Origin of the sequence: Nostoc sp. WHI (assembly GCF_015714725.1) — a bacterium.
Lineage (GTDB): Bacteria > Cyanobacteriota > Cyanobacteriia > Cyanobacteriales > Nostocaceae > Nostoc.
In genome coordinates this window covers 62,614-78,031 of sequence record NZ_WBKM01000242.1, presented here as the reverse complement: position 1 = coordinate 78,031, position 15,418 = coordinate 62,614, and the positions used below count along the sequence as shown (strand labels likewise).

The following is a 15,418-nucleotide window of genomic DNA, read 5'->3' as shown; positions in this document are numbered from 1 at the left end:
TTTAACTTTTTCCTTGATTGGCTTGATTTTGCTGATTCATTGAAATAGAGCCAAAGCGCGTCATGGATTCGACTTCACGCAAAGACTGGGGAGAGTTGCGAAAGACAAATGTAAAACCTTGTTGCTGATGTTGCTCATCTCCTAACACAACAGACTTTGTAGGAGGCTTGTTAATCGCGTACTCTACATATTCCAAATTGTTTTCTTGTTGTGCAATATTTTCCCATCGGTCTAATCCTCTTTGCACCTCGCCATTAACTTGGTCTTCTGGTGGACGACGAGTTTCTAGCTGAATTTGCGATCGCCTTTTAATAACTTCGGTGATACATCCCAACTCATTTGAGTTACGAGCATTTCCAATGTGGCTAGCATCCGCCGCCCATTGAGATACAACATTTACTCCCTGAATTGTTCTAGCTTGTCGCAGTAATGCCACTGCTACTGGTCCCATCCCCCGTTCTCTGGCTCTAGAGGCAAAGGGAGTCACCGTAATCGGCTCTACATAACGGTAAATCGCTCTATGATAGCCAGTGAAAAATTCATAATGATCTAAGTCTCTGGGACGACTGGCTCTAAAGAAAGTAATCACCAGCCCTCCAGTTGAACGACCTACACGACCTGTAGCTTGGATATAAGATGAAGTAGTTTTTGGCTGACCATTAACCACCATTAAACCCAAGCGGTCAATGTCAACACCAGTTCCGAACATGGATGTACTCAAAACAGCATCTCTGGCATCTGGTAATGGCAGTGACAGGCTGCTAAGTAAACCAGGTAATTCAGTAGAATCCATGCGACTGGAAAGTTCAATCGCTTCTTCTAGTTCTCGTCCGGTCACTTCCATAATGTCTGCATTGTGCCGCAGTCGTTCAGGAATGTCTTGACGATAAAGTGTGACAGCACCTGCCAATTCCCGAATCGCATTAAAGTAGCCTACCAACGTCCAAAATGGGTCGCAGTCACTATCGCTATATCCTGCCTGTTTCAGTTGCTCAATGCTCTGAAACATTGATGAATAGATGCGAACAATAGGAGTTTGAGCGCCCTTCCCTGGAGCGCAAACAGCTACATAAAGGCGACCACTAGGATGCTTGCCATTAGCATCTATCTCTAATGGATGAACATTCCTTGGTGTTCGAGCAAAAAAACTGTTGTCCGCTGATAAAGCAGGAGGCGGGAATTGAAAAACAGAGCGGTTAAACAAACATTGTACTTGCGATTGAGACTGTCGCACTGTTGCAGTGGAAGCAATGTATTTAGGGCTGACAAGTTGACCCTGATACATTCGTTCACATAGAGTATCGACTGCTGTTTCGTAAAGCCCAACCATGCTACCAAGTGGCCCTTCTATTAAATGAAGTTCATCTTGCAGAATAAGGTCAGGTGGCAGGAGTGGATTGACAGCTTTATTATGGCTTTTAGGATCGCTAGCCCCTGCATTATCACGATAAAATCCAGACCTGCTATTGTAATGATTGATGTTTCCAAATAGCGCACTTGCTCTTGGCTCAAAGGCTAAACGGGCAAACTTATCAACTGTAGCTACTAACAGTGAAGGAATACGGGAATAAACTTGATCGTCAACTGTATAGGCTGAAATTGGAATTCTTGAAGAGAAGTTTGTGTAGGCTTTAAAAGCTTCAAGAGGTTTTTCCCAAGTCAGTTTATCAGCAGCACTATTTTGCTGATTACGCTTTTCATTAAAGGCAAGGGGAACTTTTTCATTCCAGATTTTTTGGTTGTTCAGGTCACAATTTGGATTGGCGCAATAAATTTCAAAGTTTTCTATATTTTCTGAACCATTGCGAATTCCTATATGACTTCTCTTGAAATATCCAGGTCGGCTGATTCTAAAAGGGACTAAATTTAAAGAGTTTAACTGGGGCTGAATTTTATCTCTCCACCATCCCTCCAGCTTCCCTACTGAAAGTTTTGACCCTTTTTTTATGTTCAGACTGAGGGAAAGTGCTGTATAGTTACTAGAATTGACGATAGGAACAGAAGAAAAAATTGGTTCGGATTCAAGTTCTTCCCAGTTTTCTGTTTGATGAGAAATTGATGGGTTAGCAACTGCTCCCTGCATAACTAGATGAATTGTGTGTGTCTTTCCTCCAAGTAATCCGTCTCTTGGTATGGCTAGGATTGACCCACAACAAGGGCAGTTAAGAATCTGAGCTGGGTCGCCTTCTACTCCTGTTTCGCCTTTCAATGCTGAAATAGCACCTAACAAAGGGGGACTGTTGGGAATGTATATATCTTTCAAGCGATTAGGGGTTACACTACCACCTACCCACAGTCCGACAGAGAAGCGAGTTGTTCCCCAAATATGATGGTCGCTTCGCTGACAATCCTTCGGTCGCCATCCCACTGGAGAACCCATTCCTAAGTTTTCAACTCGTAGCACTTCGGAAGCAACGATTAACCCTAAAGCGCGACGAAATTGTTGAATTGTTAATAGTCTCAGGGTATACCTAGAAATTACACTAACGCCCTGTCCAGTTGGCTCTTTAGAAGAATCTTTACCAGAGCGTAGTCTTCTCAATCCTAGTGTAAAAGCAGCTAATCCCAAATATGCCTCAGTTTTACCACCACCTGTTGGGAAAGCTAGTAAGTCACAAGTCTGGCGATCTGGATGTAAAGGGTTAGCGATCGCCAGGATATTCATTAGAATAAATGCTAGCTGGAAAGGTCTCCAGGTAAAATCATGTCCTGGCCTTCTCCAAGATGCCTGAAGATTAATCGCTTTATTTGCAAAACAAAAAGCCAATCTTACTTCTTCATTTTGAGTAATTAACTCAATAGCTTCTTGTATTCGCTGCTGAGTTATGCGACAGTTTTCCAGATGCCGATTAGCGGCTCGATGATATCTAGGCTCTAATTGACTTACCGTAGTTTGTTGTTGATCAATCCAGGCTGCATAACCGTCAACCAGAGGCTGTAGCGCTGCACGCATTACGGTTGAATTCCATGCTTGTGCCAGGGTAGCAGTATTTAGGTCTGGAGTCTGTTCTATTTCAGATTCCCAATCAATTGCAGGGGATTCAACTGGGTAGCAAGGTACATATTCTGTTCTACAGTCTGGCAGACTAAACTTCTGCCATTGCTGTTTTCCACATTTAAACTGTACAGGAAAACCATCAATCCATTGCAGTAAATTTTCTTCTTTACAGGGGCGCTCAGGGTCTATTTCTTTCCAAATGGCTGCACACAAGTGACCCCGCGCATAGGCAAGATATTCTCGGTATATCAATTCTAATGACTCGTCTTCTTCCTGAAGACTTCCGAGTTCAGGAGTCTCATCAGAAGGCTGAAAACTATCAAAAGGCAAAAGCTTTGCATTTTCTCCAGTCACAACCCGAATTTGAGGTTGAAAAATTAGGTCGCCAGTCTCAAAGCGTCTCTTTCCCGACTCACTCAGTGGGTCAATTAAAGAAGTCTCATTAACTAGGTAAATTGATACTTTGTAGGTGTTATCAGAGCGAGGAACACTCCGAATTGTGATTTTAACTGCGTCAATTTCGGAGATCGTTAAGTTGTTTGTGATAGAAATCGGTTCAGGGGTGATATAAAAATTGGGAATTCGCTTAAAGACCTGATTTCCTTGGGGATTCCTGTCAGAACGATATCGCGCCCAAGTTGCACAAATTTCTATTGTTGGTTCAATCCCTTTCGTAGCACTAACAATAAAAGAAATACCTAAAGAACGAGGTTGCGATTTTGGATCTAAGACGGGTGCAGCAGCAGCTACGGGACTATCTTGATCTGATTCATCCTCGCCATAGTCGTCCATTCCAGTTCCTAATATTTCTGCTTCCCCCTCAATCTCTTTAGCATCTTCATCGCTGGCATCCCTGGGAATGAGGACACCAGTGATAAATTCATTGCGTGGATCTTGCTGGCTGGGCAGTACTTCATAGCAAGACTCTCTGGGGCCAAGAACTTCTTGTCTAAGATTGAGTAGCAATTCTGTTCGGACTGACACAACGCACCTTACTATACAACTTGTAATATATTTATTATCTGTTATGGATTATACCCAAATTGTAAGTAAATTTATTAAAGTAATTTTACTTAAATTAAGTTGTTCATGCTCACTAATTTACTAGTTTTCTGAACCTATAGCTCCTTTAAAAAACCTTTCAGTGCAATTATGTGTCTTTCTTTAAATGTGATGTATGTATTTTGACCGCAAAGTTTAATGTGCAGTTTTCCTCCTGTTAATGGAAGTGAATTAATTTGCTCTAAGATATCATCTACTGATTCAACTGAACCATGCTTTAACTTAGCGCAACAGGTGGCACATAAGCAAAGAACATTACCTGGATTATCAATCCATCTTGCTTTAGTGTAAGGGAGTAAATACACGCCCTCAAAATATGGTTCACCATCTTGATACTTTGGGAAAGTTTCAAGACAAATTTGACATTTACCTCGATATATTTCCTTAAGAAAAAATCGGATTTCGTTATTTTTTGCTTCCCATTTCTTAGATTCAACTTTCTTGAATCTATCAATGGTGGATGGTTCGTTCTCTTTATCATTACGAATACTATCTTGTATTTTCTGTAAACGCGCTTCAGGATTAGCAACTGGACTTGGCTCTATAGCTTCATTTAATTCAGTTTGACCAGGGCGTGAAAATACTTCTTTAAGAGCAGTTATGTAGTCAATACTAGGTGTTTCTGATTCTGGCGAAGTACTATTACCAGAAGTTGTTGTTTGTCCAGATCCATTTTTTACTGCTCTTTCGGATGATGCACCTTTAATTAAATTTTCAACCCATAACTTCTGCTTGCCTGGATTTTTTCTTAGGTAATCAAGGAGTTCGGGTAATATTCCTACTCTTTTGGCTTCTTCCACCAGAGAAGCCCTTGGCTTTACTCCTATACAAGTTGCAAGAGCCTCATCCTTTTCATCTCTAATAAAATCCTTGGATAAATCATCAAGAGACAAAGTATTAGGTTGACAAAAATTCACCAGCGAATTAGGAAGCCATACTTTACCACGAACAAGATGCCCTGCTTTGGAAAAATCCTTTTCTTTGCTGGCATCTTGGTAGGTTTTACGCTTAGATGATTCAATTATTCCACTTAGCCTTTGTAGGTTAGGTAACAAAAGATAGTTCCACACATATAGGGACTTATTATAGATTGGATTTTCTAAGGCATGAGCTAAACCATCAATAGAAAAATTAGGATCAAATCCTTTAATCCCTCGTTTATGATTACCATTATTATCAGAAATAATGACGTAACCCTCAGCATTAGAAGGAGTATAATACAAACGAACTTTCTCACTAACACTTAGTTCAAGCAGTAGTTCTTGATCAATAGAGATTTTATTATCTAAAAACCAAGCTGCTTCATTACCTTGAAAGTACATCTCTAAATTCTGGGAACGAAAGTAAATTTTTTCAGGAGACTGATATTCTTTTAGATTTGACTTGATATTGACAGCAGGCAAAAATGGCGTTTTTTTCAATTCTTCTATTAATCGCTTTCGCTCAGTAGAAGAAGATGACTGTAAAGCGTGTTCAATTGTTTGAATGTCTTTTTCATTTTGTTTTTCATCAATCTTTTTTAATAATTTGTACTTAGGAATAATGCGGTCACGTACTTCTATATAGGTGCTAGGTTTTTCTAAGCCTAATCTTTCTAAAAAAGTCTTAGCTTCTGAAATTGCTACAATTTCTCTTTTAACGGTTTGAAAACTTGTTTCTACTTCGCTTGGCAAATAGGCATTTGGTTGTTTAGTATGATGATCAAATGGTATTACGTGCTTATCATTCTGTAATCTAATAAAGCTTTTGTTCAGTAAGGAGGGATTTTTCCTATTTGTTTCTACTTTCCAAAGTGCTTCCTGACCTATAAGGAAGATATAAAAATTTGCTACCCAATCATCTGATTGCTTTTCAATAAAACCTTGACTAAATCTAAGAGCAAATTTTTCGGAATCTATTTCTTCAACTTTCAGTACATCCCTAAGATATCGACGAAGTTCAGGAGTGCTATTTTCAGAAATTTCATCAGAGAGCCATGTATAGTTACCGCCATAAAGTTGTTGTAACTGGTCATCTGAAAGGAGTTTACGAAGTGCAGCACTTCGTGCTAACTTGGCCTGTGTAGCTGGAATATAACGTCCGTCAGCTGTAGGTAACAAGGCATTTTCCTGAAAAGCTTTACATACCTCGTTAAATACAGGGTAAAACATAGCATCTTCTGGGAATTCTGATGCACGTATAGGAAGGATTTGTAAACAACTTACAGTAAGTAACCCTATATCTTTTAACTTCAGAAGGATACTAGCTACTAAATCAGCAGTAGTTTCAATTAGTTCTCTGTTGAAGGTATCATTAGGAGGAATTTTTGCCCTATCTGGTGTAGTGCGATAAGGACCTTGTACTAAAAAATTTAAATGTGTTTCTTTTTCTGTTGGAAAGTAAACAACTAATTGAGAGCTTGATACAGAAACAATCTGCTCTTGCTGAGTTTTTTTATCTTTCTGAAGAAGAAAAGCAACTTCAACTTTGAGAGTTGGCTGAGAAGAAATTGATTGATTAAAGACAAGCCAAGTCTCTTGACTATTATGAAGAGATGTATTTAAGCTAACACTAATTCGTTGATAACCAGCATCATGATTTAAGATTTCTCGCTTGCAAACTCCTTTTTGTCCCTTTTCTAGATGCCAATAAATCTCTTTAATATGACGTAAAAATAGCAAATTGCGCGGATTGAACTTTTGCAAGTGAGTTTCAATCTCTTGGTAAGCAACTGCCTTAGATAAATCTTGTCGGTTAAATTTAATAATAAAAAGTGTGGTATATTCTCCAGATATAACGTCACTCGTTACAGCATGAGGTCTAACATAATGTTCAATAAAAAAATGTTCATCACCTGAATGAATTTCTGGAGAATCAGTATAGGCATAGACGGACTTGAAGCCAATACCAAATTTACCGATTTTTGTGAGGTCTTCCTTTTTGGTACTCTTCACCAGTCCACAGATACCCTGAACATCTTCCTCTGTAAATAATCTGCCATTGTGATAGACTTCAAGGCGATCATTAAATAATTTAAAAATTACTTTTGTAGCTCCTGCATCCTCTGCATTTTGAAGTAATTCATAAATAAAGTGCGTTCTGTCACTGTACAAGCTAGTAAGAAAGACAGGCCCGTAATCATCTATAGCAGTCCTAAATCATTTGTGAAAATTCTATATCTCTTTCTTCTTTCTTCCCTTTGTGTCCTTGGCGTTCTTGGCGGTTCGTTTCCTTATTTATATTTTTCACGACTCATTTAGGATTGCTATATATCAGTACCATATCTTATAATATTTTCTTCGGTAAGCTGTTTGTAATTGCTAACCATTTGTGACCACCCCTTCTACTAATAAAATTCCTACAGCAACCCGTTGACTAATAATGTCTGCTTCACGGCGATTTTCTAAATCAGAACGCTTGCTTTTGTAATCTCGTTGAATACGCGATCGCTCTGACTCTTTCATCCGAATAATCCCCTCTTCTTTAGCCTGATTTAGTTCATTTTCTACGCGCTGAATGCGATTTTGGTAATAAGCATCAAGACTAGCGAGTTTGCGATTTAACAGCGTATTGTTTCTCTCTCGTAACTTACTTAGTTCTTTCAAGCGATACTGGTGTACAGTTTCATCAAGATGTTGGATACCAGTATCGACTAAAGCAGTTGGGAAGTTAACATATTCTGCTGGTTGTATAGCGTGGCTCAACAATCGCACTAGGGCGTCTGAAACTTCGGGTGCAAAACACAATTTATCAAGATTGCAAGCATTTCCTATTAGTCGCACTTCTGGGCGCACAGCCACCGTTTCCCAAAGATCACAAACAAAAAGGTACTGTCCTAGTGGCACTGTATTATCATAAATAGCAACTTGCGTGACGAGTGGCTCATCTATAGTCGCCCAATGAGAAATCGCCACCCGTGCTAGAGGATGAATCGGCGTGATAAATGGAATCTCCCTCTGTTCGAGAGCAGTTTTCTGGTCAAAGGTGAATAGCCAATGACGATCATCACCTTGACGATCATCACCTTCCAGCCAACGTATGAAAGTAACTGTGGAACGGTCTGACTGTTTGAGCGATCGCACTTTTTTAAGCAGTTCCCCTCGTCCATCTTTGTTCAGGCGTAGCCGATGGAGTCCTGAATGCCGACTATCAACAGTAATTTGTCCTCCCAATGTCGGCTGTTCCACAAACATTTCAATCAGCTGGCGTAAATCATCAGCAGAAACAAATTTGTCTTGAGCAACTAGCGTGTCAATATCCGAAGTAAACCCCTCATCAAGCCCCAAGAATGAACCACCTTCTGCTTCCAGGCGATGCTGTTCTTCTGCTAGGCGGAGTACATTGTCTGCCATTTGTTGTGCTTTCTGTTCAGCTTGTTCGGGGCTGAGTTTGGGGTCAAGTGCCAGACGAGTTAAATCTTGTACAACATCTCCCAGCACTTCCTCTAAATCCCCAATTGTGTCTTGAAAGATGCCCAATCGTTCAAAGCAACGGAAGAAAATGCGTTCTTCAACAGTGCCTGGTGTGACAAAATTAAATATGAGTACCTTATCGCTTTGCTGACCAAAGCGGTCAATTCGTCCAATGCGTTGTTCAATCCGCATAGGATTCCAGGGGATATCGTAATTTACCAAGCGATCGCAAAATTCATAATCTAGTCCTTCACAACCTACCTCTGAAGATAAAAGGATATCGAGTGCATCTGGATGTTTGCGTGGCAAGCGAAAGCGCTCTCGTAAATGTTCTCTGATTGCATCTTCCACCTCTCCAGTAATTACTTCTACTTTGTAACCAGCACTTTGCAGTTGTTTTTGCAGATAAGCCAAGGTATGCAAAAAGAATGAGAAAACCAATACTTTGCCAGAACACTCACCTAGTAGTGTTTCCTCAATTATTCTCAATAACTGATCCAATTTTGGATCATTCGGTGGTAAAGCAGCAGCTAGTCTACGCAGATGCTTTGCTTTCTCTAGTAGATAGGGAAGAAGTTTAGTATCCTCATTTTCTGTCTCAATATCGTCACTAATATCAGAAAGTTTAATTTTGCCTGTCTGGATAAATTTATTAAGTGTAGGCACAAGAGCTGGTAGACAACTCGCCGCCTGACGCTCTAAAGTATCCGTAATCAGCCGTATCACTTGTTCTTCATAGTCTAAGGAGAGCATTTCTCGACGGAATTCAATCAATGCCTGATAAAACTCTTCCTGTTCTGATGTAAACGGTACAGAAATGGTGTGTGGTTCACGAATCGTAAATCTCCCGATATCCCGCCTACGAGTACGATTCATTACATGAGCCAGTGAATGCACCTCTTCTAAATCCCGCAGACAATTAATTCGATCTGCATCAGTCAGTGTTGCGCGATCCTGAAACTTTTGATACCAGTCCATAAATCGAGGATCTTGGCTTAGTACCTGCTTACCCCAAGTTGTTGTTGCGGCATCTCGCAATGCTTGGAGTGATGACGTTTGCCAAGTACTTTGGGGGAGGCGACTGCGAATATGTCGAATGGCTTGATTGAGATGCTGATTAGGTTGCACCATCTCATTAAAAACTGTCTCATCAAGAAACAGGTCTGGACGTAGCAGATTGAGTAACGTGTAGAGGTTACGATTGCCAAGATGCAGCGGGGTAGCGGAGAGAAATATTACAGCTTCGCTAATGTCGCAAAGAAATTTCACTACTTCATGAGAACTAGTCCCTGGATTTCTAAGATGGTGTGCCTCATCAACGATAACCAAGCTAAAGCGGGGTGATGGATTAAGTGTCGTTAATCCAGGACTGGAGCGATGCCCCTTGATTCCTTTGTGATATTTATCAATTCTCAGGAGTTCCAGGTGGACTATGGCACGAGAATAATGTGGAGGCCAAACTCCATCTAAATCAGCCTCTCGCAGGCAGTAGGAAAGAGTTTCTGAAGTCAGTGGTCGAAAATCTTCATCAAAACGGCGCATTTCCGCTCGCCATTTAGAAACGAGGGCTTTGGGGCAAACAATCAGAATGTTGTCTAACTGTTGGCGGGTTTGGAGTTCCCTTAGTATTAAACCAGCCTCAATAGTTTTCCCGACACCAACTTCATCGGCAATTAGTAATCGAGGCTGGTCAGCACGCAGGAAACGCAGTAAAGGTTTGAATTGGAAGGGGATAAACTTTATGCGTGCTGAGTGCAGGGCGTAGAGATTATCGATTTGTGGATGAGAAAGTCTCGCTGCTGTCAATCTGGCACGAAAGCTCTGTACATCAAGCCATTGCCCTGCTTTTAATGTTTCCAATAATCAATACCTTTGCCAATTTACGAGGGTGAGTTGATATCTGAACTCCCTTTTCTCTGAGGCTTGGCAAAAACAATAAGTCCTAAAAATTCCTTCAAGGTTTCCCACAAGGTTTTTTAACGTATTGTCCGTAGTATCAAGGGTTTGATATTCCAAGCTACCTTATAAGCTAAACGCTTATGTATGGGTCATTTTGCCATTTTTGCCCAAATTTTTGTTGGCTCTTATTTTGGCAAAGGTATTGATACAGTAATTGATTTCTTCCATGTAGACAGCAAACCCAACCAGGATACGACGGATTGCGCTGGTCTTGCAGAATTAAAAGATACTATTGCTCGTGTCGCTGCATCTCTTCCCGAAATGGGGCGTTCCGTTCCAGCAAAGTGGCAACGGGTGCGGGAAACCTTACAGACAAGTAATAAAGCTTATCTCCCCTACGATGATGTTATTAAAATCTGCGATGAACAGGGAATCGATGAGGAGCAAGCAGAACTGTTTCTTCGCATCTCCCATATATTAGGGCATTTCATCCATTACCATTACGACCCAACACTACGCGATATCGTCATCCTCAAACCCGACTGGCTGGCAAAGGCGATCAGCTTCGTGCTAGATGATGAAACGACACGCAAACGCAACGGTTTGGTGGAATTTGAGCATCTTAGTCAGTTGTGGAGCCATCCGCCGTTTGCAGGCGAAGAAGGCTACCCCTCAAAATTGCATCCAATCTTTCTGCGGCTGATGGAACGCTTTGATCTATCCTACAAAGTGGTTTTCGATCCGTCAGAAACTAGCAATACCAGCCTCATTGCTCAACTTGTTCCCGATACACGCCCGGAGCCATTGCCCAATTGGGGAGAGCAACCAGAAGCGGGAGATAGACAACAGGTGCAAATCTGCCGCATTGTGGACAGTCGGGGACAGTTTGCAGTTGCAGAAGGATTGTTTTACCAGTTGATTGTCCGGTTACACAAATACTCACTGGGGCGGACTAATTACGAAAACAGCATTCACTGGCAACGGGGCTTAATGCTTGACAATGATTACAACGGTCGGGCATTGCTGGAATATGTTGGCACTGATGTAAAAATTACGGTGCGGGCAGCTTATCCAGAAAGGTTCCTGTCATATCTCACGGAAGAGATTAAATGGCTAGTCGAAAATTTCTGGGAAGGGTTGCGTTGTAACGTCATGGTTCCCTGCATTGAAACTTGCGGTATGAATGCCCCTGGAAACGGACTGTTTGAGGTACAAAAACTAATTGAAAGCAAAAAGAAAAATCGCCATGAGTTCCCGTGTCCCATTTCCGGGTGTGGCGAATGGCAAAACATCGATCAATTGCTGAATAACGCGCCAACTGCTCAACCCCCATCCCAAGAAATTGGCATTGAGCAGTTCCGATATATTGTGAAAGACGAGTTAAACGTCATCCGCAAAGATTTGGTTATCTTAGATCGTCGAGATCAAGCACGCTTTCAGGCATTGTCTCAGGAGCAACGCACCATTTTAAGCCAGGTCGATCAACAGTTTGCAGAACTAATGCAAATGCTCACCGATGAAGCGAAAGACGGCCCGCGCCTGTTCAGCTTTCAGCCTATCGATCCGAAATTTTTCGATCGCCCCAAATGGATTAGTAGCAAGTTTCAACTCACCCTCTGGTGCGAACACGCACGTCAGCCACTTCCAGCCTTAAATCCCAATGACAAGAAAAAGGGAGTCTATGAATTAGACTTGCCGCGTGAGTGGTTCATCAAGGCAGTCCCCTATCTCAGAATTTTGACCGGAACTCTAAGCCTAGTCTTACCTGTGGCAGGTTCGGCAACTAAGTTTATACTGGATGACACTACCTACAAAGCCATTGAAGAACAACTCGATTTGGGACAGAAAAGCATCGAGTCTACTTTGAAGGGAAGTGATATGGCTTTGGCTGGAAAGTCCAAAAGCGATGCCTCATTCTTGGAAGGCGATGCAATCCGCGCTCAAGGCTCGATTTTGCGAGAATTACACGCCTTATTGAAAGAAAAAGATCCTAGTTTTGGTGGTCTAGTGCGGGTGCAGAACAAACGCCGTGAATTTCTGTGGGTTCATCCTCAGTTTGTAGATGAATATTAATTTCTGGGTTTACAGCTATTTTTAGGTAAATAAACCACATCTTTTTTATCTCATGCAAAGGCGCAAAGAAACAAATGTATGGTCTATAATTCTGAGGACAAAATTTCTCCCATGAATGCTTCTTACATACACCCATAGGAGAAAATGAAGGTATATTGTATAACTTTTTTATTTGTTATACGACTTTTTTATTCTTCCACATGTCAATAAAACTTTTTTATTCTTCCACATGTCAATAAAATATGATTTTATTCCACCGTTACAGACTTGGCCAAATTCCTTGGTTGATCAACATCCAAACCGCGACGGGCGGCAATATGATAAGCCAATAGTTGCAAAGGCACTACTGTGAGAATTGGAGAAAGTAATTCATCTACATGAGAGACAGGAAGCAAATCGTTAAATATTTCCGCAGCTTCGCCATCATTGACTGGTGTCACCCCAATTAAACGAGAATCTCTAGCTTTTGCCTCTTGGGCATTAGAAATAACTTTTTCGTAAACACTACCAGGTATTGCGATCGCAACTACTGGTACTTTCGCATCTAATAGAGCGATCGGTCCGTGTTTCATTTCTCCAGCCGGATATCCTTCGGCGTGAATGTAGCTGATTTCTTTTAATTTCAACGCCCCTTCTAAAGCAATGGGAAAGTTAATTCCCCTACCGATAAAAATGAAATCTTGGGTTTCGGCGAATTCGTGGGCTAGCTGTTCGGTTAAGCGTTCTTGAATTTCCAAAGTTGCCTCAATTTCTTTGGGAATCTGCCGCAACCTATTGATAATATTTTCTAAAATTTCTTTTGAAACTGTCTGGCGGCGAGCTGCTAAATCCAACGCTAAAGCATAAAATGCCATCAGTTGGGCGGTAAAAGTTTTCGTCGCCGCTACCCCAATTTCAATTCCCGCTAGGGTACTGATGATATGCGGCACCAGATGACCGAGGGTGCTTTCGGGGCGATTAGTAATGCCCAGTAGTCGCGCTTGATATTTGGTTTCTTTTCCCTGGCGACGTTCTTTTTCCATCGTCAAAGCTGCTAGAGTATCAGCAGTTTCACCTGATTGGGTAACGCCAACGATCAACGTGTTGGGTGTGAGGGGCGAGGGTGCATAGCGATACTCAGAAGCGTAATGTACCTGAGTAGAAATTCCTGCTAATTGTTCGATTAAATATTTTCCGATTAATGCTGCGTGCCAACTTGTACCACAGGCGACGATGTGAATTTGTTCTAAATCGGTGTATAAATCCCCAGGTAAACCAAGATTGATTGGCGATTCGGTAGATTCGGCTGGATTAAAGTAGGCTTCTAAACTAGCTCTTACTACCCCCGGTTGCTCATGGATTTCTTTGAGCATGAAATGTTTGAATCCCTGCTTTTCTACCATTGCAGGATTAAAGTTGAGCAGTCGGGGTTGTTTTTTCAGCCGATCGCCAGCAAAATTATAAATCTCAACGCCCAAAGGTGTGAGGCGGGCAATTTCGCCATTTTCCAAAGGTAGCACTGCACGGGTGTAAGAAGCGATCGCTAGCGTGTCAGATGCACAAAAGAACTCCCCTTGACCAAAACCAATTACCAAAGGTGCTTGTTGGCGGACAACAATCAATTCATCGGGATAGTCAGCAGAAATAACTGCGATCGCAAACGCCCCTTTTAGCTGGTTAACAGCTTGGCGAATCGCATCTAGGAAGGAAGAGGGAGATGAAGGGGGAAGATTCTTTAAAAATTCAGCTATGAGATGAGGAATGACTTCGGTATCGGTTTCAGAACGAAATTCGTGTCCTTTTCCTTTGAGTTCCTCACGTAACTCGCGGTAGTTTTCGATAATACCATTTTGCACCACAGCCACTCGCTTTGCCGTATCCATGTGGGGATGGGCATTGTACTCTTCTGGTTTACCATGAGTTGCCCAGCGAGTGTGACCAATACCAATTTGGGCAGGGGTTTCTATTTGTTCAAGTTTAGAACGCAGGTTATGCAGTTTGCCCTTTGCCCGCACACAATTAACCTCACCTTCCCAAATAGTGGCGATTCCAGCAGAATCGTAGCCCCTGTACTCTAGTTTTTCCAGCCCAGCTAGTAAAATGTTTGTCGCCGCTTGAGTGCCTATATATCCAACGATTCCGCACATTGCTCACACCACTTTTTTTCAGGATGATTTAATCCAGTATAGTTGCTGGCATAAACTCGACGTTTTGGAAAGAAAAAGGGAGTAATTTACTCCCTCTACCACTAGGTATTGTTATGGATTTTGGGCTGTTACGCTTCTAGGATTTAGTCTTCACTGCTGGCCGCCCAACGCAGTCAGTGAAGAAAAGGGGCAGGAGGCAGGGGGCAGGGGGGAAACCCCATAAATACATTTGCTGGCTCGTCTACACAGGTAAAACTCGCCTACACGGGTTATAAAAGCTTGATTTTCTCTTAGCCCACGGAGGGTGAGCTTCTTGTTTGTGTAATTCGCCCTTGACACCCCTGACCGCACTGGTTCCCTTACGATGCTAAAGATGCTTGCTATTGAGACACTGTGAAGTACCCCTTTTTGCTTCTCTTCTCTACGAGAGGCTGCGCCAACGCCGAAATCGGAAGCTCTCCAATTTCAACTACAACAACGACGGTCTTATTCGTTTCTTGGGTTTCCCGTCTCATCCGCAGTCGCCACGTTAGGAATTTCACTTTTCGTGAAGTTCGGGACTAAACCCGATTATGGTCTTACACAGCGTCCACAGGCAGCCGCCCGTCTACCACAGGCAGTTTGATTTTTGTTTCGTGCAACACCGCTTGGATTTACGACAATAGTCAACCAGATAACAGCGTTCTAACTCCTTCTACCGATTTATCTGCGGCAAGGAACGCTCTTCCCCTACTTTGAAGTTAGCCTGTCTGTTTAATACGGTCAGGGGGTCATCGACCATTTATATATTACCATAGATATGTCTATATTGTGGACATATCTATGAAAACAAAGGAAGTACATATCCGTATATCAGAAAGGCGTTTCAA

Annotated in this window: 5 protein-coding genes; 1 reads left to right on the top strand and 4 read right to left on the bottom strand. The window is 41.9% G+C overall.

Features of this window, described 5'->3' with window-relative positions; all coding sequences use genetic code 11:
• Window position 1 precedes the first annotated feature (1 nt).
• From drmA to F8S12_RS24675, 3 genes are all read right to left on the bottom strand, one after another.
• A complete protein-coding gene (drmA, locus tag F8S12_RS24685; protein ID WP_196518938.1) occupies window positions 2-3,982 on the bottom strand; it encodes a DISARM system helicase DrmA in 3,981 nt (1,326 codons plus the stop codon).
• Between the two features lie 134 nt (window positions 3,983-4,116).
• Window positions 4,117-7,152, bottom strand: coding sequence for a sacsin N-terminal ATP-binding-like domain-containing protein (locus tag F8S12_RS24680; RefSeq protein WP_196518937.1), 3,036 nt, complete (start codon window positions 7,150-7,152; stop codon window positions 4,117-4,119).
• A gap of 207 nt (window positions 7,153-7,359) precedes the next feature.
• Window positions 7,360-10,311, bottom strand: a complete 2,952-nt coding sequence (locus F8S12_RS24675; RefSeq protein ID WP_196518936.1) for a DEAD/DEAH box helicase — start codon at window positions 10,309-10,311, stop codon at window positions 7,360-7,362.
• 183 nt (window positions 10,312-10,494) lie between these two features.
• On the opposite strand from F8S12_RS24675, the gene F8S12_RS24670 reads away from it, so the two are divergent.
• Window positions 10,495-12,423, top strand: a complete 1,929-nt coding sequence (locus F8S12_RS24670; protein ID WP_230968246.1) for a COR domain-containing protein — start codon at window positions 10,495-10,497, stop codon at window positions 12,421-12,423.
• A 248-nt stretch (window positions 12,424-12,671) separates the two neighbouring features.
• Here the strand turns inward: F8S12_RS24670 and glmS are convergent, their stop codons facing one another.
• A complete protein-coding gene (glmS, locus tag F8S12_RS24665; RefSeq protein WP_196518935.1) occupies window positions 12,672-14,549 on the bottom strand; it encodes a glutamine--fructose-6-phosphate transaminase (isomerizing) in 1,878 nt (625 codons plus the stop codon).
• Window positions 14,550-15,418 lie beyond the last annotated feature (869 nt).